This window comes from Anaerostipes sp. Marseille-Q3525 (assembly GCF_018223505.1).
Lineage (GTDB): Bacteria > Bacillota > Clostridia > Lachnospirales > Lachnospiraceae > Anaerostipes > Anaerostipes amylophilus.
In genome coordinates this window covers 177,139-203,821 of record NZ_JAGTTT010000002.1, presented here as the reverse complement: position 1 = coordinate 203,821, position 26,683 = coordinate 177,139, and the positions used below count along the sequence as shown (strand labels likewise).

Annotated in this window: 26 protein-coding genes and 1 tRNA gene; 4 read left to right on the top strand and 23 right to left on the bottom strand. The window is 37.2% G+C overall.

Features of this window, described 5'->3' with window-relative positions; genetic code table 11:
* Nucleotides 1–17: 17 nt before the first annotated feature.
* From KE503_RS02235 to KE503_RS02210, 6 genes are all read right to left on the bottom strand, one after another.
* Complete coding sequence (locus KE503_RS02235; protein WP_022375163.1) at nt 18–602, bottom strand: XTP/dITP diphosphatase; 585 nt, start codon at nt 600–602, stop codon at nt 18–20.
* Nucleotides 603–1,748: a THUMP domain-containing class I SAM-dependent RNA methyltransferase gene (locus KE503_RS02230; protein WP_022375164.1), complete on the bottom strand. Its 1,146-nt coding sequence runs from the start codon at nt 1,746–1,748 to the stop codon at nt 603–605.
* Nucleotides 1,749–1,830: 82 nt separating this feature from the next.
* Nucleotides 1,831–2,157: a rhodanese-like domain-containing protein gene (locus KE503_RS02225; RefSeq protein WP_022375165.1), complete on the bottom strand. Its 327-nt coding sequence runs from the start codon at nt 2,155–2,157 to the stop codon at nt 1,831–1,833.
* Between the two features lie 94 nt (nt 2,158–2,251).
* Nucleotides 2,252–2,401: a hypothetical protein gene (locus KE503_RS02220; protein WP_022375166.1), complete on the bottom strand. Its 150-nt coding sequence runs from the start codon at nt 2,399–2,401 to the stop codon at nt 2,252–2,254.
* A 731-nt stretch (nt 2,402–3,132) separates the two neighbouring features.
* Nucleotides 3,133–3,954 carry a DUF1189 family protein gene (locus KE503_RS02215; RefSeq protein WP_022375167.1) on the bottom strand — a complete coding sequence of 274 codons (822 nt, stop codon included), beginning with the start codon at nt 3,952–3,954 and terminating at the stop codon, nt 3,133–3,135.
* Between the two features lie 6 nt (nt 3,955–3,960).
* Nucleotides 3,961–4,512, bottom strand: coding sequence for a DJ-1 family glyoxalase III (locus tag KE503_RS02210; RefSeq protein WP_431833211.1), 552 nt, complete (start codon nt 4,510–4,512; stop codon nt 3,961–3,963).
* 192 nt (nt 4,513–4,704) lie between these two features.
* Between KE503_RS02210 and KE503_RS02205 the strand changes: the two genes are divergently transcribed.
* Together KE503_RS02205 and KE503_RS02200 are read left to right on the top strand one after the other, a co-directional pair.
* Nucleotides 4,705–4,778 (top strand) — tRNA-Arg (locus tag KE503_RS02205).
* Nucleotides 4,779–4,840: 62 nt separating this feature from the next.
* The gene (locus KE503_RS02200; protein ID WP_212384375.1) at nt 4,841–5,758 is read left to right on the top strand and encodes a diacylglycerol/lipid kinase family protein; all 918 of its coding nucleotides are present in this window, start codon (nt 4,841–4,843) and stop codon (nt 5,756–5,758) included.
* A 2-nt stretch (nt 5,759–5,760) separates the two neighbouring features.
* On the opposite strand, the gene KE503_RS02195 is transcribed toward KE503_RS02200, so the two are convergent.
* Genes KE503_RS02195 through ung form a run of 3 tightly spaced genes read right to left on the bottom strand, consistent with a single transcriptional unit; the run spans nt 5,761 to nt 8,373 of the window.
* The gene (locus KE503_RS02195; protein WP_212384374.1) at nt 5,761–6,879 is read right to left on the bottom strand and encodes a D-alanyl-D-alanine carboxypeptidase family protein; all 1,119 of its coding nucleotides are present in this window, start codon (nt 6,877–6,879) and stop codon (nt 5,761–5,763) included.
* A gap of 20 nt (nt 6,880–6,899) precedes the next feature.
* On the bottom strand, nt 6,900–7,682 hold the full coding sequence (locus KE503_RS02190) for a Cof-type HAD-IIB family hydrolase (RefSeq protein ID WP_212384373.1): 783 nt from the start codon (nt 7,680–7,682) through the stop codon (nt 6,900–6,902).
* A gap of 16 nt (nt 7,683–7,698) precedes the next feature.
* Complete coding sequence (gene ung, locus KE503_RS02185; RefSeq protein ID WP_022375172.1) at nt 7,699–8,373, bottom strand: uracil-DNA glycosylase; 675 nt, start codon at nt 8,371–8,373, stop codon at nt 7,699–7,701.
* A 106-nt stretch (nt 8,374–8,479) separates the two neighbouring features.
* Here ung and KE503_RS02180 point away from each other — a divergent pair, with 106 nt between their 5' ends.
* Both KE503_RS02180 and KE503_RS02175 read left to right on the top strand, forming a co-directional pair.
* Complete coding sequence (locus KE503_RS02180) at nt 8,480–10,036, top strand: ClC family H(+)/Cl(-) exchange transporter (RefSeq protein ID WP_212384384.1); 1,557 nt, start codon at nt 8,480–8,482, stop codon at nt 10,034–10,036.
* 115 nt (nt 10,037–10,151) lie between these two features.
* On the top strand, nt 10,152–10,367 hold the full coding sequence (locus tag KE503_RS02175; protein ID WP_242852069.1) for a FeoA family protein: 216 nt from the start codon (nt 10,152–10,154) through the stop codon (nt 10,365–10,367).
* Nucleotides 10,368–10,609: 242 nt separating this feature from the next.
* Here KE503_RS02175 and clpB read toward each other — a convergent pair whose 3' ends face one another.
* The 14 genes from clpB to KE503_RS02105 all read right to left on the bottom strand — a co-directional run bounded on the left by clpB (nt 10,610) and on the right by KE503_RS02105 (nt 26,655).
* On the bottom strand, nt 10,610–13,192 hold the full coding sequence (gene clpB, locus KE503_RS02170) for an ATP-dependent chaperone ClpB (RefSeq protein ID WP_055196214.1): 2,583 nt from the start codon (nt 13,190–13,192) through the stop codon (nt 10,610–10,612).
* Between the two features lie 215 nt (nt 13,193–13,407).
* Nucleotides 13,408–14,307: a ribokinase gene (locus tag KE503_RS02165; protein WP_212384372.1), complete on the bottom strand. Its 900-nt coding sequence runs from the start codon at nt 14,305–14,307 to the stop codon at nt 13,408–13,410.
* Between the two features lie 78 nt (nt 14,308–14,385).
* Nucleotides 14,386–15,333: an L-lactate dehydrogenase gene (locus KE503_RS02160; protein ID WP_212384371.1), complete on the bottom strand. Its 948-nt coding sequence runs from the start codon at nt 15,331–15,333 to the stop codon at nt 14,386–14,388.
* Between the two features lie 139 nt (nt 15,334–15,472).
* Nucleotides 15,473–16,822: a sensor histidine kinase gene (locus tag KE503_RS02155; protein ID WP_117944192.1), complete on the bottom strand. Its 1,350-nt coding sequence runs from the start codon at nt 16,820–16,822 to the stop codon at nt 15,473–15,475.
* A complete protein-coding gene (locus tag KE503_RS02150) occupies nt 16,822–17,499 on the bottom strand; it encodes a winged helix-turn-helix domain-containing protein (RefSeq protein ID WP_212384370.1) in 678 nt (225 codons plus the stop codon). Before KE503_RS02150 ends, KE503_RS02155 begins: the two co-directional genes overlap by 1 nt.
* Complete coding sequence (phoU, locus tag KE503_RS02145; protein ID WP_212384369.1) at nt 17,496–18,149, bottom strand: phosphate signaling complex protein PhoU; 654 nt, start codon at nt 18,147–18,149, stop codon at nt 17,496–17,498. Before phoU ends, KE503_RS02150 begins: the two co-directional genes overlap by 4 nt.
* Nucleotides 18,150–18,154: 5 nt before the next feature.
* Nucleotides 18,155–18,907, bottom strand: a complete 753-nt coding sequence (pstB, locus tag KE503_RS02140) for a phosphate ABC transporter ATP-binding protein PstB (protein ID WP_022375181.1) — start codon at nt 18,905–18,907, stop codon at nt 18,155–18,157.
* Between the two features lie 5 nt (nt 18,908–18,912).
* Nucleotides 18,913–19,815: a phosphate ABC transporter permease PstA gene (pstA, locus tag KE503_RS02135; protein WP_212384368.1), complete on the bottom strand. Its 903-nt coding sequence runs from the start codon at nt 19,813–19,815 to the stop codon at nt 18,913–18,915.
* A gap of 1 nt (nt 19,816) precedes the next feature.
* Nucleotides 19,817–20,665: a phosphate ABC transporter permease subunit PstC gene (gene pstC, locus KE503_RS02130; protein WP_212384367.1), complete on the bottom strand. Its 849-nt coding sequence runs from the start codon at nt 20,663–20,665 to the stop codon at nt 19,817–19,819.
* Between the two features lie 32 nt (nt 20,666–20,697).
* Nucleotides 20,698–21,582, bottom strand: a complete 885-nt coding sequence (locus KE503_RS02125) for a substrate-binding domain-containing protein (protein WP_212384366.1) — start codon at nt 21,580–21,582, stop codon at nt 20,698–20,700.
* 808 nt (nt 21,583–22,390) lie between these two features.
* Nucleotides 22,391–23,407 (bottom strand): FAD:protein FMN transferase, encoded by a 1,017-nt coding sequence (locus KE503_RS02120; protein WP_212384383.1) that lies wholly within the window; start codon nt 23,405–23,407, stop codon nt 22,391–22,393.
* Between the two features lie 80 nt (nt 23,408–23,487).
* Complete coding sequence (locus KE503_RS02115) at nt 23,488–24,780, bottom strand: hypothetical protein (RefSeq protein WP_212384365.1); 1,293 nt, start codon at nt 24,778–24,780, stop codon at nt 23,488–23,490.
* Nucleotides 24,781–24,922: 142 nt separating this feature from the next.
* Nucleotides 24,923–26,185, bottom strand: coding sequence for a dihydroorotase (locus KE503_RS02110; RefSeq protein WP_009265529.1), 1,263 nt, complete (start codon nt 26,183–26,185; stop codon nt 24,923–24,925).
* A gap of 23 nt (nt 26,186–26,208) precedes the next feature.
* A complete protein-coding gene (locus KE503_RS02105) occupies nt 26,209–26,655 on the bottom strand; it encodes a hypothetical protein (RefSeq protein ID WP_212384364.1) in 447 nt (148 codons plus the stop codon).
* Nucleotides 26,656–26,683: the final 28 nt, after the last annotated feature.

Sequence of the window (26,683 nt, the reverse complement as noted above, 5' to 3'; positions counted from 1 at the left end):
CTTTCTCCTCATTTTATTTACAAAACTTCTCTAATACGTCTTAGTGCCTCTCCTCTGTGGCTGATGGCATTCTTCTCATCACTGGTTAGTTCGGCACTGTATTTTCCATATTGTGGTAAATAGAAGATTGGATCATAACCAAATCCATTCTCCCCTTTGATCTCATATCCTATACTCCCTTCCATAGTACCACGAATTACCTTACTTTGTCCATCCGGAAATGCAGCTGCGACCGCACAAACGAATCTTGCACTTCTTTTTTCTTCTGGTACATCTTTCAATCTTTCAAGGATCACACTGTTTTTCTTCACATACGAAGTGTCTTCTCCAAGATATCTAGAAGAATAAATTCCCGGTTCACCATTCAGTGCATCAATCTCTAATCCTGAGTCATCAGCAAGTGTTAACTGCCCTGTGACTTTCATAACTGCTTTCGCTTTGATCAGTGCATTTTCCTCAAATGTCGTTCCATCTTCCACAATATCGATATCCACTCCTGCTTCTTTCATGGATACGATCTCGTATTTGGACTCATCTAAAATCTCTCTGATCTCTTTCATCTTATGTTCGTTGCCTGTAGCAAAGATTAATCTCTGTCTCATTTATTTTCTCCTTCTTGGCGGTTTTGGCCCAAGGTACTGATAGAATTCTCCTCGGATCATTCCATTATAAACTTTACGTTTCTTTGTTGGTTTTCCAAGATATTTTTCTGTATCCTCATAAGAAGTAATAACATACTTAGACCATGTATCTAAGCGGTCAAACGCTTCTTTCATCTCTGTGTATAATTGAGGTAATGTCTCCTGATCTTCCAGTCGTTCTCCATATGGCGGATTCGCAATGACAAATCCATATGGTTTTGGATGCCTTAAATCTTTAACTTCTCTTTGCTGAAAATGGATCAGATGATCGACTTCTGCATCCTGTGCATTCGCCCTTGCAATCTTTAACATTCTAGGATCTTTATCATATCCCTGAAGATCCATTTCTACATCGTAATTTACCAGATCATTTGCTTCATCGATCGCATCATACCATACTTTCTTTGGAAGAAAATTGCTCCAATGTTCTGATTCAAAAGAACGATTCATTCCAGGAGCCATATTTAACCCCATCATAGCAGCTTCAATCAAAAATGTTCCACTTCCACAAAATGGATCCACTAAGATTCTGTCTTTGTGCCATGGTGTTAGCATAAGCAAGGCTGCTGCCAATGTCTCACGGATTGGTGCTTCACTGACTAACTTACGGTATCCACGCTTGTGAAGTGGTGTTCCTGTTGTGTCTAAACTTATGGTTACCTGATCCTTTAAAATGAAGACGCGTACCGGATAGTCATCTCCATCTTCATTAAACCATGATACTTTATATTTTGACTTCATACGATCTACCATGGCTTTCTTGACGATTGACTGGATATCCGGTGCGCTGAATAATTTACTCTTTGCTGTAGATGCTTTCTTTACCCAGAAACGTCCATTCTCTGGGATATAATCTTCCCATGGAAGTTTCTTTGTTCCTTCAAATAAATCATCAAATGTATATGCTTTAAAAGAACCTATTTTTAATAAGATTCTCTCTGCTGTTCTTAAAAATATATTGGAACGGGCGATTCCTTCTAAATCTGTACGAAAAGTCACTCTCCCGTCTTCTACTTTAACGATCTCATATCCTAAATCTAGGATTTCTCTTTTTAATACTGCTTCCAGCCCAAAATGGCATGGTGCAATCAGTTCGACTGTATTCATTCATTCTCCTTTGTATTTTTATTCTTTCACTATTCTACCTTTTTCCCCATTTTTCGTCAACTGTCAACTACATACATCCGACTTATTTCCGTTTGGTTTTCATTTGATTTTTTGCTTTTTCTTCCATATAGTAATATACACCTCCAATAATATTGTAAACTTCAAATCCATCTTTTCTAAGATGTCTTGCTGCCATCATACTCTGTCCCCCAAAATCACAATACACGATGATCTTTTTCCCAATCATCTGTTCATAACAGTCTTTTAAGATTCCATATGGACAACTTAGTGCATCTTCCAAATGTCCTTCTTTATAACGATCTTCCTCCCTTACATCCATTAAAATATAATGTTGTTTATCTCTTGAAAGCCTGATTCCTTCTTTTAATGATATATTCTCAAATTCCATAAAAGTTCCCTTTTTGTTAGCATATGCATATCTAAAACTCTCGGAACTAAAAAGGGATCGCTATATACATTACAAAGCGATCCCTCTTTCTTACTTAGTACTCATCATTTGCATTTTTGCTGCTGTTTTTTGAGCTGTTCTGATTCTTGTTTTTATTCTGATTGCTTGATTTGTTTGATCCTCCGTTGTTGCTTGAGTTGGAAGACTGGTTTTTGTTACTTGAATTTGAACAATTCTTTGCCATGTTCATTCTCCTTTCTTTGTGATACAGGTTTATTTTGCACAAAATCCTGTCAATCTATTCAAAAAAATTTATTTGATTTTTTCAAAAAAACACTTGATTTTTTTCAACCAGTCATATATTATAAAGACATCGAGGATATGTTTATTTTCGATTATAACCCCTTATTAATTTATTTATACTCCCCTTAAAAAGAGCAGATTTCCCTATCTGCTCTTTTTATTATTATTTATTTATGTTTTTCAAAATGTACAAATGAATTTATTGACATTTTTTATGTCATGTGTATAATTAAAACTGTTCAAGAACAAAGGTGTTCCGATCATAGGATTGGAATGCCTTTTTTTATTATATTGGTTCATCTGATGTAATAATCACACTGTTAATCTATGGTAATTCCTTGGGTCTTCTCCATAGATCAGCAGAATTCTTTCTTAAGACTTTATACAACACCGTACACTAATCTTTGACAAGTTTTTGGCATCTTGCAGACATACTAGTAACGGACTAATCATTGACTTGAACACATACTTACTATGTTGACTAGAATAAGACTAAAATAAGACTAGAATTTGACGAATGAATGACTAGAATTTGACTGACAATGACGACTAATTTTGAAACTTAAAAGTAAGACCCAACACAATACCCAAACTACATATGACATTAGAGAAGCCTCGGACAAATGTCCGAGGCCTTTCTCTTTAATATATTTAATTATTATTAACTCTATTCTACATCATCTCATCTGGTTTCTTCTGATCTTCCGGACGCATAAATCCTGCAAGTAAGAGTTCATAACTTCCAAAATATGAAATAAACATCCAGATCATTCCTGAAAAGAATGACACTCCCGCTGTTACTCCGATCGTCTCTATCAGTTCAAAGATCACTCTTGCATAAATAGAAAGCTTAAAGATCTTTCCAAATGACACTTCATCTTTATTCTTACGGTCAAGTCTTGTTTTCTGATTAAAGTATGCAAGCATTGTGATAAACACTGCAACTGTCAGATAAGAGATAATATTCACGATCCATTGTGAGAAAAACATAATCACAATAAAAATATGAATTATCGGTATCATGGCCGTCATAGCTTTGTTGTTAAATACAACATCTTTAAAATCTTTAAATGAAACTCTATTGAGCATATTGCCTACTGCTGCATTCTTCACAACCATCTCATCTTTGGCAAATACCATCTCCATCGAATACTCATTGCTTAAATCATTCACATTTACTTTATTCTTTGATGTATCCGCAATAAAATGTACTCCTGCAATATCAAAATCCATTTGACGGTCAACCTTCAGCGTTCCATCTTTTAATTCAAATACAGGCATTCTTTCCATGATAAAGTTCTTAAAGCCACCGACACTGATACTGAATCCTGCAACGTCCATACCATAACCAAGGATTGTTATGATCAACGTGATCGCTGCAAGAAATAAGATCACCTTTCCTTTCGTAAGATCTAAAAGTCTTTTGTACTGGCTTGGTTTTAAGCATGCTATCTTAAACTGCTCAAACCAGCTGATTTTCTCTGATTTATCCATAAGTTTCTATTCCCCATATACGATACTTTCCAGTAATTCGTCTTTTTCTTTTGTTCCTTTTAAAAGTTCAACAAGTTTCGCTGCAAAATCAATTGCCGTTCCCATTCCACGGCTTGTGATGATCTTGCCGTCTACAACAACTTTTTCAGTCTGGTAATCTGCTGATTTTAATTCTTCTTCCATTGCAGGATATGAAGTTGCTTTTCTTCCTTCTAACATTCCATATTGTTCAAGCACTGTTGGTGCTGCACAGATTGCTGCCAGGTATTTATTATTCTTATATGCCTTTTTAAGCACCTTACCAAGACCTTCATGTTCTCTTAAGTGAATTGTTCCAGGCATTCCGCCAGGAAGTACATACATCGCTCCTTCTGCTTCGATCACTTCATGGAACATAATGTCCGCTTCCACTTCGATGCGGTGTGCTCCTGTGATCATTTTTGAATTCCCGATCGATACTGTAACTGTAGGGATCTCTGCACGACGCAGCATATCTACAACTGTCAGTCCTTCAATTTCTTCAAATCCATCTGCCAAAAATACAAATACTTTGCCTATCATAATGTTTTCTCCTTTATCAACTCATATTATGTGTATTACAATATTGTTTTTCTTCCTCTTCTTTATTATAATAACTTTATAGAAAAAGTAATAAAAAGTCAACCCGTCACAGGCTTAGTATTTCTTTCCTGTTTTTGATTGACATTTTCGTTAAGAATCTGTAAAATAGATTTCATTGAGAATATACATGTTTCCGTAGCTCAGCTGGATAGAGCGACCGCCTCCTAAGCGGTAGGTCGGGTGTTCGAATCACCTCGGGAACGTTTTTTGTGCCGGAGTTATATACATCATTTCCGGCACTTTATGTTTATTAAGGAGGAATCTCATGAAAGGTTTATTTATTATCAATCCATCATCTGGTAAACAAAATATTGAATCTATGTTAAAAGATATCATGGCAACTCTGATCCTTGACCAGATTTGTTCTCATATTGATGTTTTTTATACAAAAGGTAAAGATGATGCCAAAAACCGCGCTGCAGAATTAAAACCGGGAGAATATGACTTTGTTGTATCTGTTGGCGGTGATGGTACATTAAATGAGGTCACAAATGGTCTGATCTTAAGCGAAAGCAATATTCCTATGGCTATCATTTCTGCTGGAACAGTTAATGACTTCGCTACATATATGAAGCTTCCACAAACAGCAGATGGTTTCTGTCAGATGATCAAAGAATTTCAGATCAAGAAAGTTGACGTCGGACGTGTTAATAATGAATACTTTATTAATGTTCTGGCTGCCGGTATGTTAACAGATATTGCTTACAAAGTTCCAAAAGACAAAAAAGCAGTCCTTGGTAAAATGGCATATTATCTGGAGGGTGTCAAAGAATTTCCAAAGCAGCTGGCACAGAATATGACTTTGACATTTAACAGTAAGGAATTTAATGGAACAGAAGATATCATGCTCTTTTTAGTTGCAAACTCAAAAAGTGTTGGAGGATTTGCTGATGCTGCCCCTCTTGCGTCTGTTTCTGATGGATATTTAGATGTTATGATCATTAAAAAAATGGCACTTCTTACAGAAGCACCAGATCTTATTTTTAAATTATTCCAAGGTGAACATCCAAAGCATCCTTCCATTGAATATTTCCAGACAAAATCTTTATCTGTTCTTCCAACAGAAAAAACTGCTGAAATCGCAATCGACTATGATGGTGAAATATTAGAAGAAGGACTCCCGGTTGATATCTCTATCATGCCAGAAGCCCTCAATCTTATCATCTTACGTTCGACAAATTAATATTATTTTAATTTTCCAGAACCAATCTGCTTTCCATTATAACTTACAGTATATTTGCTTCCTTTGCATTTATATGTAAGATTAGAAGCAGGTTGGTTTTTTTCTAACATCACTGTTACATCTTTTAAATGATTAAGTGGAATCTTATATGGTGATAATTTATTCCCTGTTGTAAGGAATCCGTATTCATCATCCTGTAATACCATTTCCATTGTCTTAAATGGTGCAATGGTTTTATAATTATTAAATCCATAGTTTAACATTTTGATCGTGTCTTCATATAATTCATATCCATGAGCACACAAATCCACAACGATCAGTTCCTGATCTCCTCGTTTTGCAAATGTTACAAGTGTTCCACCTGCTTTTGTTGTATACCCTGTTTTTCCACCTTCCACTCCATCATACACATACATAGTTCGTTTTACCATCTTATGGTGGTTCCAGAGTTCTTTTCCATGTTTGTCCTTATTCGTTGGTGCGATGTAATAATTGGATTTACATGCAACATAGCGGAATGTTTCATTCTCAAGTGCTGCCTTTGAAATCTTAGCCATATCTCTTGCTGTAACATAATGATCATCATCATGTAATCCATTTGTTGTTACAAAGTGAGAACCTGTACATCCTAATTCTTCGGCTTTCTTATTCATTAATTCTACAAACTTCTTTGTAGTTCCTGCTGTATGCTCTGCTGCTCCATTACATGCTTCATTTGCAGATTCAAGCATAATTGCATTCAATACATCGATCAAGGGAATCTTCTCACCTGCCTGAATTCCAATATGTGTACTTCCTGGTTCAATACTGTTTACCGCATAACTTGAGAAATTAACTTCATCATAAAGATCTTTATTATTCTCAATTGCTACCAGTGTTGTCAGGATCTTTGTAATACTTGCTGGATAATGACGATCATCGATCTTCTTCTGAAATAGTATCTTTCCTGATTTGGCATCAATGACAATCCCTGACTTTCCATAAATCGATGGCCGTTTTGCTGTTGTTTTTTCTTGTGTTGCAACTCCATCTTTTGCCAGAATATTTGCTGCTGGCACTTGTGATACAGCCAATAATGACACTGCTGCTATCGCTGTAATCTTTTTAAAAGTATTTTTCATGCTCCTTCTCCTTTTTCTTATTAGATTAGACCGAATTTTTTTAATCCTTTTTCAATTCCATCCTCATCTGCTCTTGCTGTCTTATATGGTGCGATTTCTAATAATTCTGGAACTGAATTGCCCATTGCTGTACCATATTTTACATACTGAATCATGTCAATATCATTTGCACTGTCTCCAAATGCATAGGAATCATCCCTTGAAATGCCTGTATGTTCAAGAATTCTTTCAATTCCTTTTGCCTTGTTAACTCCCATTGGTACAAATTCTACAGAATTAACTGGCTCATGATATGTTCCTTTGTATTTGTGTCCTAAAATCTCCTCGATCTCTGGTTTTAAATCAAGATCCATATGATGATATGTCCATTTAGCTACATCAACAGCTTCACTGATCGGATATAATGTTGTTTCACAGTCAACTTCTGTCTTGTTCTTCATTGCAACATAATAGTCATCATGGTTGTCTGGATCATAATATCCATGCTGTTCACCTTCCAGAATGATTCCGATCTTCTGCTTTTTACCCCAATCAATAACTGTCTGCACTTCCTGTTTCGTCATCAATTCTCTATGAATTACTTTTCCCTCATATTCTACATAAGCACCTGCACCTAAGATCATTCCATGAAATCCCATATGAAAATATTCTTCCGGCATCATTCCTTTGCTTCTTCCTGTGCACATAACTGCCTTGTGTCCATTTGCGATCAGCTGATTTATTGCTTTTACCGCTGATTGTGGAATTCCAATTCCTGAATAATGTAGTGTCCCATCAATATCAAAAAATATGATCTTGCTCATTCTCTCTTTTTCTCCCTTAAATATTCTCTATCTGCCAGTCAATTGGCTCTAACCCATGTTCTTTTAGGAATTCATTTGCCTGACTGAAATGATGACATCCAAAAAATCCTCTGTATGCGGATAACGGACTTGGATGTGGTGCCTCCAAAATCAAGTGATTTGGATTATTAAGCAATGCTTTCTTACTCTGTGCCGGGCGCCCCCAAAGCATGAATACAATTGGTCTGTCCTGCTGATTCAATACTCTGATCGCAGCATCCGTAAATTCTTCCCATCCAATACCTCTGTGGGAATTCGCACGATGTGCCTGCACTGTTAACACCGTATTTAACATCATAACTCCCTGATCAGCCCATTTCTTTAAATATCCATTATTCGGAATATAGCACCCTAGATCTTCATTCAGTTCTTTATAAATATTCACAAGTGATGGTGGTGCTTCAACTCCTGGTTTCACTGAAAATGACAATCCATGAGCCTGTCCATCTCCATGATATGGATCTTGTCCTAAGATCACAACCTTTACATCTTTTACTGGTGTAAAATGGAATGCATTAAAGATATCATCTGCTGGAGGAAATATCAGCTTTGTATGATATTCATCCATGACCTTCTGATAAAGTTTTCTATAGTATGGCTTTTTATATTCTTCTTTTAAATAATCTGCCCAGTCATTTGTAATTGGCGGCATATTTCGACCTCCTTTTTAAAATCTTTTCCCATTATATCATAATTTGTAGTAAAATAAAATTCGGTATAAATTATTTAAAGAAAAGGAGGATATTATTTTGAAGCAAATGAAAAGTTTACTTGAAGATCCACATGGTTTTTCTGTATCTCTTGTCTTCGATGGAATTCTTGTCGGAATCTTTGCTGGCTGTATTTCTGTCATTTATCGTCTGCTTTTAAATAACGCTGAAAAACTATTATTTGCAATCATTGCATTTACAAAAACAAGACCTTTCTGGATTGCAGTCTGGTTTATCGCTCTCATTATCATGGGATTGATCGTTGGATGGATCATGTCTTGGGAAGGAATGGCTTCCGGAAGTGGTATTCCTCAGGTTCAGGGAGAAATGAAAGGTTATTTAAATCAGAATTGGTATCGTGTTCTTTGTTCTAAGATCATCGGTGGTACCTTATGTATTCTTGGAGGTTTGTCTCTTGGACGTGAAGGCCCATCCGTACAACTTGGTGCCATGTCTGCCAAAGGTCTTTCTAAAATCACTAAGAAATCTCCAACAAAAGAACGTTATATGATGACGTGCGGTGCTGGTGCTGGTCTTGCGGCTGCCTTTAATGCTCCACTTGCTGGTGTTATGTTTTCTCTTGAAGAATTACAGAAAAACTTTAATAGTTCTATGTTAGTCTGTATTATTTCAGGATGTGTTACTTCCGATTTTATTTCAAAAAATGTATTCGGATTATCTCCTGTCTTCGACTTTCACCTAACAGCAGCACTGCCTTTAAAACATTACTGGATGTTAGTACTTCTTGGAGTTTTGCTTGGATGTTGTGGTGCATTTTATAACTTTGTTATGTTAAAAGGACAGGATCTTTTTAGCGCTATGAAAAAAATTCCAGATAAATACCGTATTGTATTTCCTTTCGTGGTATCTGGAATCGTCTGTTATACTTTGCCTTCTATTTTAGCTGGTGGGCATGCCATGGTCTCTTTGATCACAGGACATACATTACTTGTTTCTACAATGTTATTATTACTGATATGCAAATTTTTATTTTCTGCATTTTGTTTTGGATCTGGTGCTCCTGGCGGAATTTTCTTTCCTATGTTGATCCTTGGATCTTATATTGGAGCAATTTATGGAACTATTATGATACAGGCAAGTGGAATTCCTTCCTATTATCTGGTAAACTTTATCACAATTTCCATGGCAGGATTCTTTACGGCGATCGTACGCGCACCGATCACTGGTATCTTGTTGATTGCTGAAATGACTGGTACATTTGAACATTTCCTGTCACTGGCAGTTGTATGTATCATCAGTTATCTTGTCGCTCATCTGTTAAAGAGTGAACCGATTTATGAAAGTCTTCTTGGACGTATCTTAGCAAAAAATGGTTTTAAAGAAAGTGATGATGCTGATCATAAAATTCTTCGCGGATTCGCTGTAGGTACTGGTTCTCTTGCAGCTAGTAAGCTAGTAAAAGATATTCCTTGGCCCGATCATTGCCTGATCGTTACTTTAAACCGTGGTGACGAAGAGATCATTGCTCGTGGAAGCACAGAGATTCTTGCTGGAGATAAGATCATTGCTTTAATCGATGACAATTATCTTGGAATGGTCACAGAAAGTATCCAGTTGATCTGCGGGGAAATCATTCCTGAATAATCTTTTCATTATTTTCTGTAAGTTGATACAGTTTTTATATGTTGCGATTGACTAACCTTACTTTGGACTCATAAAATGTAAGAAAAGGCTACATAATAAGTTTGAAGGAGGGATTATGATGCAACCATTAACAAAAGTTATGCAAGGGACAACTTGTACAGTCAAGTGGGCATTAGGTCTGCCTGATATTATTGAAAAACTCCGCGAACTGAAAATTGAGCAGGGGAGTAAACTGCGTGTTGTTTGTAAGAATCATGATTATATGATCATTGGTGTAGGTAAAAAACGATATGCTGTTGGGAATGAAATTGCTGAGAGGATTCAAGTTTAAATTTTAATTTTGTAATTGGCCAACTGTAGATTTTGAGTATATGATAAAAAATAAATAAGCAACCGAAAGCGCTGCGGTGGAATTTTGCTCATATTTTGAACAAATCAACATTCGCTACCGGCATCTTCTCTGGTTCTTTTTTGTTCTATATAATTATATCGTCACACAAATTTTATTTCAATTTCAAACTCATCAGAACAAAAAAAGAGAGAACATCAAAGATGACATTCCCTCTTTTATTTTTATTTAACCTTAGCAACTAACTGATCATTCTCAACATCAATTAAGATTGTATCCTCAGCATCAACTCCATCACTTAAGATCAATCTTGCTGCCAGTGTCTCTACACTCTTCTGCAGATATCTCTTCAGTGGTCTTGCTCCATACATTGGTTCATAACCATGATCGGCAACATAGTTCTTGGCTGCTGGTGTTAATTCAACGCTTAATTCTTTGTCTGCTAATCGACGATTAAGGTCTTTGACCAGTAAATCAATGATATTTGTGATATTGGCTTTTGTTAATGGTTTGAACATAATCGTTTCGTCCAGACGGTTTAAGAATTCTGGTCTGAAATGATTCTTCAGGTCATTCATAACCATATCTTGTGCTTCTGGTTTGATATTGCCATCTTCATCGATTCCTTCTAGCAGATAAGAAGATCCGATATTAGATGTCATGATCAAGATCGTGTTCTTAAAATCTACTGTCTTACCTTTTGAATCTGTGATTCGTCCATCGTCTAATACCTGTAACAAGATATTAAATACATCTGGATGGGCTTTCTCGATCTCATCGAATAAGACAACGGAATAAGGTTTTCTTCTGACAGCTTCTGTTAACTGTCCTCCTTCTTCGTATCCAACATATCCCGGAGGCGCTCCGATCAATCTTGCCACGGAGTGTTTCTCCATGTATTCACTCATATCAATACGAACAATGTTCTGTTCATTATCAAATAAGCTTTCTGCCAGTGCTTTGGCAAGTTCTGTCTTACCTACACCAGTTGGCCCAAGGAATAAGAAAGAACCAATTGGTTTGCTTGGGTCCTTAATTCCGGCTTTAGAACGGATGATAGATTCTGTGACAAGTTCCACAGCTTCATCCTGTCCAACAACTCTTTCATGAAGGATCTTATCAAGATGTAAGGTCTTGTTTCTCTCACTTTCAGTAAGTTTCGCTACTGGAATTCCTGTCCAGCGGGAAATGATCTTGGCGATCTCATCTTCTGTGACAGATTCTCTTACCATAGAACGATCTTCTTTCGCTACACGTTCTTCTTCCTCTTCTAACTGTTTCTTCAATTCTGGCAAACGACCATACTGTAATTCAGCTGCTTTATTTAAGTCGTAATTTCTCTGGGCAATCTGAATCTCGCTGTTTACAGATTCAATCTCTTCTCTTAATTTGGAGACTTTCTCAACGGAAGCTTTCTCATTCTCCCATCTTGCTTTTCTTGCCTTGAAGTCTTCTCGCATCTCAGCAAGTTCTTTCTGTAATTCTTCCAGACGCTCTTTACTTAATCTGTCATCTTCTTTCTTAAGTGCTGCCTCCTCTATCTCCAGTTGCATGATCTTTCTCTGAACTTCATCAAGTTCTGCTGGCAGAGAGTTCATCTCTGTCTTGATCATAGCACATGCTTCGTCAACTAAGTCGATCGCCTTATCTGGTAAGAAACGATCTGTGATATAACGATTTGATAAAGTTGCTGCTGCTACCAGAGAACCATCTGTGATCTTAACACCGTGATATACTTCATATCTGTCTTTGATACCTCTTAAGATTGAGATCGTATCTTCTACAGTTGGCTGATCGACCATAACTGGCTGGAAACGACGTTCCAGTGCCTGGTCTTTCTCAATATACTGGCGATATTCATCTAAGGTTGTAGCACCGATGCAGTGTAACTCACCTCTGGCAAGCATTGGTTTTAACATATTTCCTGCATCCATAGCTCCATCTGTCTTACCTGCACCAACGATCGTATGAAGCTCGTCGATGAATAAGATGATCTGACCATCACTTTTCTTAACTTCTTCTAGTACCGCTTTCAAACGTTCTTCAAATTCACCACGATATTTTGCACCTGCTACCAAGGAACCCATATCCAGTGAGAAGATTGTCTTGTCCTTTAACTGATCTGGCACGTCACCGCGAACGATTCGCTGTGCTAATCCCTCAACAACGGCTGTCTTACCAACACCAGGTTCACCAATTAATACTGGGTTATTCTTTGTCTTTCTTGATAAGATACGAACCACGTTACGGATCTCACTGTCACGTCCGATGACTGGATCTAATTTCTGCTCTCTTGCTCTCTTTACAAGATCATATCCGTATTTTTCAAGGCTGTCGTATGTTTCTTCTGGATTATCACTTGTGACTTTCTGTCCGCCACGGATCTGTGATAAAACCTGTAAGAAACGATCTCTTGTGATTCCATATGCACGGAATAATTCTTTGATTGCTTTATTTGGATGTTTGATCATCGCAAGGAATAAATGTTCTACAGATACATATTCATCTTTCATGGCTTTCATCTCGTCTTCTCCGTGAAGAAGTACCTGATTGAGGTCATTGCTCATATATACCTGACCGCCGGATACTTTTGGTTTCTTATTCAGTAATTCCTGTACCTGACTTAAAAATGTCTCTTTGTTTATTCCCATTTTTTCAAGCAGGCTTGCGATCAAACTATCATCAATCGTAAGCAAGCTGTATAAGAAGTGTTCCTGATCTATTTCCTGATGTCCATGATCGTAGGCGATCTTCTCACACTGATTGACTGCCTCGATGGACTTCTGTGTAAATTTATTGATGTTCATACTCTTTCCTCCTTTACCAATGGGTATTTATCTATATTAAGATATCCATTTATCTTTTGTTCTATTCGTAATATAACATTCATTATTAGCACTGTCAAGAGGTGAGTGCTAATTTTTTTATTTTTTTCTTCTGCGCGTTATTATATAGTTAAGAAAACAAGGAAAAACAACAAAATTCTAAATTTCATCGTTCTTCCTTGTTATAACTATCTATCTTATTTATATTCTTCTACTTCTTCCAAAACAGGAATCGATGGTGCTGCCCCTTGTCTGGTAACTGCGATCGCAGATGCTTTCGATGCAATATCCATTGATTCTTTGATCGTCTTTCCATTTAAGATTCCTGCAATAAAATATCCTGTATAGGTATCTCCTGCTGCCGTTGTATCAATTGCTTTTACCTTGTAGATTGACTGTTCTACATATTCATCATCAGAAATACAAACAGACCCTTCACTTCCCAAAGTTAACACGATCGTTGCATCTTTAAATCTCTCATGTAACAGACTGGCAATATATTTTCCATCAATCTCTTCTGGCTTACCCATTTCAAGGATCTGCATTGCCTCGATCTCATTTAAAATAAAATAATCAATCTGGTCTAATGGAAGCTTCATGATCTTCTCATTCATCGGAGATGGATTTAAGATAATCTTCATTCCCTCTTCTTTAGCTTTCTCTACAATATATGAAAGTTCGTTGATCTCATTTTGGATCAGTAAATAATCTTCGTTTGTAAAATCTTTAAAGACTTCATCAACCTGTTCTTTTGTGATCGCCTGATTTGCTCCTCCAAATAAAACGATACAATTATCACCTTCATCGTCATTTTGTATGATCGCATTTCCTGTCCTTACATCGTCAAGAATTTTGACAAGATCCGTTTTCACTCCTGCTTCTTTCAACTGCTCCAGCAAAAACATTCCATCTGTACCGATCGCACCTGCCTGATATGTTTCAACCCCTGCACGTGCAAGTGCAATGGACTGGTTTAAACCTTTTCCACCTGTGTATACATTTAATTCTTTTGCTGACAGCGTTTCTCCTTTTTTCACAAAATGTGGGACAGAATATACATAATCAATATTTAATGAACCAAATGATAATATCTTCATATGAACCTCTCTTTCCAAAACTTAATACACTCAATATGATTTTACATCCTTCCGTCCACAAAATCTACTCTTTTAACATCATCTTTTTTTAATTCCAATCATTTGTTTTAGTATCCTGGCAGATTGCTTTAATTTCCTTTCTTCTTCCTCATTTAATTCGATCGGTACTTGTGTCTCAATTCCATTTTTTCCTACGATTGCTGGCATACTTAATACAATATCTTCAATTCCATGTGCCCCATGCATCATGGTTGAGACAGGAAGAATTGCTTTTTCGTCTTTTAAGATCACTTCGCAGATACGTTTTACTGACATTGCGATTCCATAGTACGTTGCTTTTTTTCTCTTGATGATCTTATATGCACTTTCTTTTACATTATCTGCAATTGCTTTCATTGCCTCTTCATGGTCATAATGTCCCCGCATCTCGCAAAAATCATTGACTGGGATTCCTGATACATTAACACTGCTCCATGCCGCGATCTCGCTGTCTCCGTGTTCTCCTATAATAAATGCCTGAACACTTCTACTGTCTACATCAAGATGTTCCCCTAACAGATAGCGAAATCTCGCTGAATCAAGAACTGTTCCAGACCCGATCACACGATTTTCCTCAAATCCACTGATCTTGATCGCTGTATATGTCAATATATCAACAGGATTTGATACGATCAGAAGAATTCCTTCATAATCCCTGTTTGAAATCTCTGGTATGATTTCTTCAAAGATTTTCTTATTTTTCTTCACAAGATCAAGTCTTGTTTCTCCTTCTTTCTGATTCGCACCGGCAGTAATTATAATGACCGCAGCATCCATCATATCGTTATAGTTTCCGGCATATATCTTCATTCTTCCAGCAAATGGTGTTCCATGTGTAATATCCATTGCTTCTCCTTCTGCTTTATCTTTGTCCACATCCTGCAGAACAATTTCTGAAAACAATCCACTTTGCATCAGGCAAAATGCAGTTGCACTTCCTACAAAACCACAGCCTATGATCGCAGCTTTTCTTTGATTTAATTGCATTTTATATTGTCTCCTTTTTTCTTTTTAGTATTTTTCTTATTTTATGATTTATGCAGAAAATTTAATGTAATATGTATGGAGCATGACAAAAAAAGAGATAAGAATAAACATTTATTCTTACCTCTTTTCTAGACTATCGTTACAGATCAGATTTTTGTTTTGGAAATATGATAGTGATCTTCGTTCCTTTTCCAAGCTCACTATCAACTTCCATCTCAGCATTATGGAATTTTGCTCCATGTTTTACAATGGAAAGTCCTAATCCTGAACCTTTCTTCTGATTTGAATGGCTCTTATCAACTCTGTAAAAACGTTCAAATATACGGTCAAGATCTTCTTTTGGAATACCGATTCCTGTGTCTTCTACAATTACAATCGGATAATCGTTCATCTTAGAGATCGTAAATACGACTTCTCCTCCTTTGTGATTATATTTGATCGCATTTTCACATATGTTAAAGAACATCTCATATAAAATCTGCTGAACTCCTCGGATCTTTGTATGTACTCCTCGGATATGAACTGCGACCTCTTCTTCCTGACTTCTTCTTGTAAGATCATTTTTGATAGTAAAAGCAAGCTCATAAAGATCAACATTCTCCCAATCTAGCTGCACCCGATTTTCGTCCAATCGAGACAGTTTGATAATCCCTTCGATCATGGAGATCAGTCGTCTTGCTTCGTCATAGATCGTTGCTGAGAATCTTGGCATGTCTTCTGGCTTTACAAGACCGTCTTTCATAAGTTCTGCATATCCTGAGATCGTGGTTAATGGAGTTTTTAATTCATGAGATACGTTTGCTGAAAATTCTTTTCGCATATTCTCTGCTTCCTTGATCTCTTTGATCTGGCGTTCAATATCCATATTCTGTTTTTCAATCTTATCAAGCAATGGCGTCAACTCACTATAGGTTTTGTTCTTTTTAGGGTGTATAAGGTCTATCTGGTTAATTGGTTCTACAATTCGATCCGTCGACATTTTGGACAAGATCATTGATAAAATCGTCACAACCGCCAGCATTAACATGATGATCGGTATGATATCTTCCATTTGTTTTATGATGGTCTGCGTTTCCCGACTCATTCGAAGAATGGTTCCATCTTTTAACCGTACCGCATAATAATATGTTTGTTTTCTTAATGTATTGGACATACGAGTATCTTCTCCTTGCCCTTTTTCATAAGCTTCTTTTATTTCTGTACGATTTTTATGATTTCCCATGGATTTTTCTTTTCCACTACTGTCATAAATAACTTTTCCATTCTGATCGACTCTGGTAATTCTGCTTACCGTGATATTCTTGTATTTGTTCAGATTCTGATTATCTTTAACGTTCAATGAAGCCGCCAGATAGGCCGCTTCATCTTTAATTCCCGATTTTACTTGTTCCATATAACGATAATATGTAAACATTCCAAGGAGTGTCGTTGTGATCAATACCGCCACAACTGCGATGTAGACCATATTGTTAAATATCTTTCGTTTCATTATTCACTGCCCCCGATGCGGTATCCAATTCCTCTGACCGTTTCAATAAGTTTACCGCATTCGCCAAGCTTCTGTCTTAATGAACGGATATGTACATCAACAGTTCTTGTCTCTCCGTCAAAATCATATCCCCAGATATTTGTAAGAAGCTGATCTCTGTTTAATACATTCCCTTTACTTTCTACTAACAAACACAGAAGTTTAAATTCTTTGTTCGTAAGTGTTACTTCATTTCCACAAGATTTTACTTTATGTTTATTTGGATAAATCTTAAGATCACCTACCATGATCTCATCTTTCTTATCATCTCTTCTTGATCGTCTTAATACTGCTTTAACTCTGGATACAAGTTCCATCATTCCAAATGGTTTTGTAATATAATCATCTGCCCCGCTGTCTAGTCCGAGCACTTTGTCATACTCCGTTCCTTTTGCTGTCATCATAATGATCGGCAGATCTTTGGTAGCTGATTTCTTGCGAAGTTTTCCTAAAATTGATATTCCGTCTTCCCCTGGAAGCATAATATCTAATAATACCAGTTCTGGTTTCTCTCCATCACTTAAAGCTTTTAAAAACTCTGATCCATTTTCAAATCCGCAGGCATCAAATCCGGTACTTTGTAAGGTGTATGTTACCAGTTCTCTGATATTCGGATCGTCTTCTACAACAAAAATCACAGGCTTCCTCCTTTATATTCCCCAGTGATCGCAAATTCGACCCATTCAGCGATATTACTTGCATGATCTCCAATTCGCTCAAAATACTTGGCGATCATAACGATGGCTACGCACTCTTCTCCTTTCCCAGGATCCTCATGAATCAGGGATATCGTTTCTTTCTTTACTTTGTTAAATAATTCATCTACGGTATCATCCTGTTCGATCACTTCATGAGCGATCATAAGATTCTGTTTGATAAAAGACTGTACGCTCTTGCTTACCATATTAATGGTAGCTTTTGCCATCTTATCAAGATGTGTGTTCTCTCTGATCGTAAGAACTTCTGCATCTTTTTTAGCGATTCCAGTAATATCACATGCCTGGTCTCCAATACGTTCCATATCAGAAACCATCTTCATGGCTGCTGAAATGACACGCAAATCGCTTGCCACTGGCTGTTGCTGCATCAGAAGTTTCATACAGATTCTCTCTATATCCCTCTCCTTCTGATTGATCTCTTCTTCCATTGTAAAAATATCTTCCATCAGTTCTTTATCTCTTGTCGCAACGATCTTTGCTGCTGCCGTGATCATCTCTTCACATAAAGAACCCATGTCGATCATCTCTTGGTTTAACTTAAGCAGCTGTCTGTCGAATCGGTTTCTCATCTAAATCACCCAAACCTTCCTGTAATATAGTCTTCTGTTCTCTTATCCTGTGGCATGGAAAATAATTGTTCTGATCTTCCATACTCAACCATCTCTCCTAACAAGAAGAATGCTGTATTATCGGAAATTCTGACTGCCTGCTGCATATTATGTGTTACCATGATGATCGTATACTTTGATTTTAATTCTACCGCAAGATCTTCAATTTTGGAAGTAGAAATTGGATCAAGTGCTGATGTTGGTTCATCCATTAATAAAACTTCTGGTTCTACTGCTAAAGCTCGTGCGATACATAGTCTCTGCTGCTGTCCTCCAGATAATCCTAATGCACTCTTCTTTAAGCGGTCTTTTAATTCATCCCAGATTGCTGCATTTCTTAAAGATTTTTCTACAATCTCATCTAACTTTGCTTTATTATGGATTCCATGTGTTCTTGGTCCATATGCGATATTGTCATAGATACTCATTGGAAATGGATTTGGTTTCTGGAATACCATTCCAACTCGTTTTCTTAATAAATTCACATCCATGTCTCCATAAATGTCTTCTCCGTCTAATGTCACTTTCCCAGTGATCTTACAACCTTCTACAAGATCATTCATCCTGTTTAATGATTTTAATAATGTAGATTTTCCACATCCAGATGGTCCGATAAATGCTGTAATCTCATTTTTGGGAAGATCCAGATTAATATTTTTTAAAGCCTTGAATTTTCCATAATACAGATCAAGGTTTTCAACTTTCATTTTACTATCCATATTGGTTACCCTTTCGTAATTCGTTTTGCAATAAATGAAGATACGGCATTGATCACAAGCACGATCAGAAGTAATACAACGGCTGTTGCATATGCCTGATTGATATGTAATCCCTCGCAGGATAATACATACATGTGAAGTGCCAGTGTACGTCCAGATCCCATGACATTTGCTGGAATCTCTGCGATCGTACCTGCTGTATACATTAATGCTGCTGTCTCACCGACGATACGTCCGATTCCTAAAATAACTCCTGATAAGATTCCAGGAACTGCTGATGGCAGGATAATACGAAATACAGTTCTTAACTTTCCTGCTCCAAGTCCAAAACTTCCTTCTCTGTAAGAATCAGGTACAGATTTTAATGCTTCTTCTGTCGTTCTCATAATTAAAGGCAAGATCATGATTGCCATTGTTGCTGCTCCAGATAACAGACATAATCCCCATCCTAGTGCTTTTACGAAAAATAACATACCGAATAATCCATACACGATCGATGGAATTCCTGATAATGTTTCTGCTGTTAAACGAACAACCTCAACTAATTTATTTCCACGTTTTGCATACTCTACTAAATAAATTGCTGCAAATATTCCAAGTGGAACTGCAAATAATAAAGATAAAACTGTCATGATCAATGTATTAATGATTGCTGGGAATACAGATGCATTCTCACTCGTATATTTTAGTTCAAATAATTGTGAATTTAAGTATGGAACTCCATTTACAAGGATATATACAATTAAATATGCCAGTACTGCAACCGTTGCGATCATGGCAACATTTACAAGAAGCCATAACACAAAGGATAACGGCGTTCTTTTATATGATTTCATTCTTTGTATCCAAGACGTTTTATTGATCGCTTGGATCTTTTCTACTGATTCCATTTCTCTCACCGCTTCCATTTTAATGTTCCTCCTTGCTCTTTAATACTGCAAAACAAAGGTTGATCATTAAGATAAATACAAATAATACGACTGCTGTTGCAATCAACGCTTCTCTGTGAAGATCTGTTGCATATCCCATTTCAAGGACGATATTAGAAGTTAAAGTACGAACTCCAGAGAACATTCCATCTGGAATGATCGCCTGATTTCCAGCTACCATAACAACTGCCATTGTCTCACCGATCGCACGTCCGATTCCTAATACGATTCCTGCCAGAATTCCTGATTTTGCTGCCGGTAATACTGCAAAGAATACACTTCTCTCATGACTTGCTCCAAGTCCTAAAGATCCTTCATAATAACTTTCTGGAACTGCACGGATCGCACTCTCTGATACTCCAATAATTGTTGGAAGGATCATGATCCCAAGTAAAATAGATGCTGTAAATACACAGTTACCATTTCCAAACATATTACGGAAAGTTGGTACTAATACAACCATCCCAAAGAATCCATATACAACAGATGGGATTCCTGCCAGAAGATCAACTGCTGGCTTCACTATTTTATAAACTCGTTCATTACAAAACTTTGCCATATAGATTGCTGTAAGGATTCCAACTGGAACTCCAACTAAGATTGCACCTGCTGTTACATAAATACTTCCTATGATCATTGGGAAGATGCCAAAGATTCCACTCTTTGGCATCCAAATCTTTCCTAATACAAAATTTCCAAGTCCAATCTTCCCGATCGTAGGAATACCATTCACGAACAGAAATGCACAGATTAAAATTACTGCCAGAATTGAGGCACATGCTGCGAGCAAAAATACGACATGCATGATTTTTTCTGAATATTTCTTCATTCTTACCATTCCTTTATATTGATGATTTCTTCTTATTTAACATCTGCCCATTTTGTTGTTTTACCTGTGTAGATATCTTTTACCTGAGCACTTGTTAATTCATCAACCTTGCTGTCTTTGTTTACGATAACTGCAATTCCATCTTTTGCGATAACTGTTGCTTTTACACCTTTTTTAGTTTCGCTGTCTGCAAGATCACGAGATGCCATACCGATATCACATGTTCCTTCGATCGCATTTGTAACACCTGTTGTTGAATCGCTCTGCTGTACTTCAACTGTTACATCTTTGTTTGCTTTTGCATATGCTTCTTTTAATTTTTCCATAACTGGTGTTACTGATGAAGATCCACCAACTACAACTTTACCTTTTGCTCCATTTGATTTGTAAGCTGGTGCCTTTTCGTCTGCTTTGATGTATCCATTATCCTGAATGATCTTCTGTCCATCAGCACTCATAATGTAGTTTTCAAAATCCTGTGCCTGTTTGTTTAATTTGTCTTTTGTTACAATATTAAATGGACGAACAATTTTATATGATCCATTCTTTACATTATCCACACTTGCCTCAGCTCCATCAATCTTCACTGCTTTTACTGTGTCATTTAATGATCCTAAGGATATGTATCCGATTGCTGCTTTATTTTCTGCAACTGTTGTCATCATAACTGATGTTGAGTTTGTGATCTGTACACTTGATGTTGTTTTGTCTACTTTATTTCCGTCTTTGTCTTTTTCTTCAATTCCGAATAATTCGATGAAAGCTCCTCTTGTTCCTGATCCGTCTTCTCTGGATACTGCTGTGATGTTTTCGTCAGCGGATGCTTTCTTATCACTGCTTGAACTTCCGCCACATCCTGTTAAGATGCTTGATGCTGCTACTGTTGCTACTGCTAATGTTAATATTTTCTTTCTCATAGTTCTTACTCTCCTTTTGAACTTTGTGTTCGTATCAATTACAGATATTATGTTACTTCGGAAATGTAAAATCAAAAAGAAGAGTTGTGTAAAGTTTTTGTTAAATGTAAAGTTTTTAGATAGGCTTACATGTATGTGACAGGGATCAAAGAAAAACAAATATTTAAAAGAATCCAGGTGGCAACTCCGCATTTTTGAGAGCGTTTTTTACAAATCGCTGATCCGTGCCTGTTCCTTTGGAAACTCCCTCGCTGCGAGCCAAAATGCCCGCAGCAACGGTCAGACATCCAACCACAGGCACTGCGAATTTGTAAAAAACGCACTCAAAAAGTGCTCATGTTTGCCACCTGGATTCTTTTAAATATTTGTTTTTCTTTGATTCCTGTCACATACACCTGAAGTCTATTCAAATCACTACGTAGTGTGTATGTTTTACTGTATTGGTATTTATAATAAACATTCTGTCTACCACTACATAAATTGGAAGTTGACAACGTTTAACATATACACCCACTTAAATTTTTCAATCTTGTAATTGTCCACACTTTAGACTTCTGGTATTTGATAAAAAATAAATAAACGATCGGAAGAGCAGCATTAGAATTTTGCCACGTTTTTTACGGATTCGCAGCCGGCTTGGTGCGCTGTTTGAGCCTCAAAGAGTTCTGGGCTAAATACCTTTGAAGGCGAGTTCGCAAAGAAAGCCGGCGGATCAGCGATCTGTAAAAAACGTGAGGAAAATTCTCTAGCTGCTCTTCCGATCGTTTATTTATTTTTCATCATATACTCAAAATCTACAGTTGGCCAACTACAAATTTAAAATTTTATAATCTTTTGCTGTTAATGTAAATTCCACTCCATCGCTTACATATACTTTATTGTTTTTATCTACAAAAACAGCCTTTGCATTATATTCTTTTAACAATTTCTGGCTTTTCTTTACTCCTAAACTGAAACATGCTGTAGATAGTCCGTCTGCGTTGAGTCCTGAATTGCAGATGATCGTGCAGGATCTGATATCTGTTTTTACACTGTATCCTGTTTTGGAATCTAAGATATGGAAGTAGCGTTTGCCTGTCTTTTTATCTGTAAATGTTTTTTCATAATCTCCAGATGTTGAAATGCTTGTGCCGCTTTTGACTTTGATCCCTCCTAGGACTTCTCCGTCTTTGCCGTTTGGATCTTGGATCCCTACGTTCCAGTCGGAGCCGTCAGATTTTTCTCCATAAACTACAATGCTTCCTCCTAGGGCTACCATGGCTCCTGTGATTTCTTTGTCTTTTTTGATGATCTTGATGGCTTCGTCGGTTCCGATTCCTTTTCCATAGGCTCCAAGGTCTATCTTGGTATTTTTGTCGCATGCAAGGATTTCTCCGTTGTCTTTGACTGTGACATGCTGGCTGTTTTCTGACAGATCTCCGCTGATCGCTTTCTTGATCTTATTTGCATCTGGTACTTTTGGGCTGCTTGATTCAAAATCCCAGAGTTTTGTTAATGCTCCGATCGTTGGATCTACCGTGTTTCTTCCGTCTGCATAGGAGTCCTGGCTGATCTTGATCGCTTGTTGTAACCAGTTTTTAAGATTCCCTGTGACTTTTGTTTTTCCGTTGTTTTGTTCTAATTTCTGATTGATTTTTGAAACCTGGGAACTTTTTAATCTCCATGACAATTGTTGTTTTTCAAGTTTCTTTTCCATGTCGATGATCTTTTGTTCTGTCTGTTCCAGATCATCGCTTGTTCCATAGAGTGTAATGTTCGTTACAGTTCCCATTGCAAAATCTGTATGGCTGTATGATGTCGATTCCTTTTTGCATCCTGTCATCATAGATGGGATCATGCTGATGCACAAGATACTTGCGATCATTTTTTTCAATGTAAGTTTCATATTCTTTACTTACCCCTTCTTTATAAATTTACATACTGCCATCCATACTCTTTGTAAGCTTTGATCTTTAATTTATTCTGACTAACATATTTTTGTAAGACTTTCTTCCTTTGATTTTGTGTAGCGGAATCTTTCATCATCCTTATTGCAACATCAGGATATCCTTTACATAACTTCCAGATCGATCTCTCCAGAGATTCTCCATCTTCTGCGTATCTTGTCTTGGTTACTCGATAGCCGTCTTTTGTTTTCTTCAGATACATGACCCCTGGATAACTTCCACCAGAGTAGTTCTTTAACAGACTTCCATAACGATAATATGTTTCACTCCAAAAGTTCGCATAAACTTCTGCTCCGGATTTTGTTTCAACGATCTTATAAATATTCAGCATTGGGATTGTAACAAGTCCTTCTTCTTTATCTTCGTCAGATCTCTTTTTTGTCTCATCAAAGACTGCCTTGATCCTTAAGTCTTTCCCTGTATATTTGTATTCTGGAAGTTTGGTATTAAGTTTTATTTTGTCGGATGTTTTAAGATCTACCATTTCACTTTGTATGTCTGGCTGGTTTTCTTTTCCTGATAAAGTATATAGTTTTAGGCCGTCTTTGTCTACCACTAACACCGATTGTTTTCTGATTCCTTTGGAATCTTTCCACTGATATACATACTTACTTGATGAGACATCCATTGCACGGATCTTATCTCCGATCTTTCCAGGTATGCTGTCCGATTCTTTTTGTGTATGTTTATGATCTTTGATGATCGTCTGATACAATTTGTCTTTTTCACTGATCTGTTTGGATGGCGTGATTTTTGCAAATTTCATGTTCTCACACCGTTTGAGCGAATATGCATAAATATTTCCGTTTACTTTTCCTTGTAATTGATTGTAAATGATCATCCATTTCTGATCTTTTGACACCTTTATAGCCGTCTCAAGTCCTGGATTTTCTTCATCTCCTTCACTGTAGAAATGATCACATCCGATTTTGTCAAGATCTACCGCAGCAATGACTTTCTTCTTTGTTCTATCATAGATCACACTTCCGACAGAGTCTGAAAATACGGCAAGGTTATCTGAGCAATACGACAATTCTATTCCTTCATTCTGAAACAACCTATTATTTTTTGCCCTGTAGGAAAGCCAGGCACAGATCTGTGCTGCAGATGCTGACTGATCGCTTTTTTTGATCGTTGCATAGACTTCATTTTTCTGTGCCTGACTACTCTTACCCTTCCCACACCCTGTAAACAACGATGCTGCCATAACAGCACTCATCAATAGTAAAGTACCTTTCCCACACTTTCTCATCTTTGTTCCTCCTTATTCTCTTATTGTCTCCTGTCTTATTGTTTTCAACTTTATTATACAAAGAAAAAGCATCAAAAAAGAAAACAAAATCTTAAGATTCTTCTACATAATTCTTAATGATTTTGTTTTCTTCTTGTATACATTATAATTCTATGATCTTGCCATCACAGATCGTATATTTTACTTTTCCTTTTAATTTCCATCCTGTAAATGGAGAGTTCGTTGCTTTGGATTTATATTCCTTGACTTCCCATTCTTCCTCTGGATCAAACAAGACAACATCCGCAGGTTTCCCTTCCTGCAATCTTCCTTGTTCCATATTATATAGTTTTGCTGGATTGATCGTCATCTTCTCCAGAAGCTGCATCATAGAAAGATATCCTTTCTCCACAAGTTCTGTGACTCCAAGTGCCAGCGATGTCTCGATCCCTGTAATGCCACTTGGTGCCTGATCTAATGGTTTGTCTTTCTCTTCTTTGGAGTGTGGGGCGTGGTCTGTCGCAATGATCTCGATCGTACCTTCCTGTAATCCTTTGATGATCCTCTGACGGTCTTCTTCTGTTCGCAGTGGCGGGTTCATTCTTGCCAGTGTTCCGTATTTTAATACGGCCTCTTCTGTCAACGTGAAATGGTGTGGAGACGCCTCTGCGTAAACATTCGCACCTTTTTCTTTGGCTTCTTTCACGTAATCTACCGCAACACCAGAGCTGATATGCTGAATATCGACTTTCGCTCCTGTTTTGACTGCTAATTCACAGTCTCTCTTTACCATCACGGCTTCTGCCAGGTAAGAAGCTCCACCATAATTTAACTGTTCGGAGACTTTTCCCTGGTTCACTCCTGGCTGTTTAATATATGCAGGATCTTCTTCATGAAGACTGATCGGTACATCTAATTCTTTGGCTTTCTTCATGGCTTCTTCTACGAGCTTCTCATCCATCAGTGGAATTCCATCGTCTGTAAATCCACGAACCCCTGCTTCATAGAGTGCATCCATGTCTGTTAATTCTTTTCCTTCAAATCCTTTGGACACAGCTGCTGCCTGCCATACTTTGATCGGAAGTTGTTCACATCTGTCTTCGATCTCTTTGTAAATATCCACAGAATCCACGACAGGCTTTGTATTTGCCATACATACTACCGTCGTAAATCCACCAGCTGCTGCCGCAGCAGAACCTGTCTGTAAATCTTCCTTATATGTAAATCCCGGATCGCGGAAATGTACATGTACATCGATCAATCCAGGGGCTGCGATCATCCCGGAAGCATCAATGACCTGTTCAATGCCAGAGACATCATCTACCTTACCGATCTGTCTGATCCTCTTCCCGTCTAATAAAATATCTGTTACCTGATCGAATCCGCTTTCTGGATCCATCACTCTTGCATTCTTAATTAAAATCATCTCTGCCTCCACGATCATATGTTTTATTTTACCTGTTCTTTCACTGCTTCAGCGACAGTTTCTAAATTATCTTGTGTCAGTTCTTTTTCTGATTTCACGACAATAACATAGTTATTTCCGCTCTTTGATGTGATCGTCCCAAATGCATTGTATGCTGTCTCATCATCAATTTCTTTTGTCATTGGTACGAAGTCTACTTCTTCTGTCTCGATCGTATCTCCAATCTCATAATTATGTCCTTTTTCTTCAAGTGCCATAACTTCATTAGAGATCGTTTCATCAAGATCTTCTTCCATGATCTCCTCTGATTTTCCTTCGCATTTCTGAATGCTGACATTCATTCCATTGACTTCAAAACTTTGGTCTGCTGCCTTTGTTGTAATCTTTTGTTTGATTGCAAATCCTCCGGCTACAGATAAGCAGATTCCTACAACTGCTAAAAACTTTTTATTAAAAATAATTTTTCTCATAGCATATCCCTCCTTGAATGTTGGCATT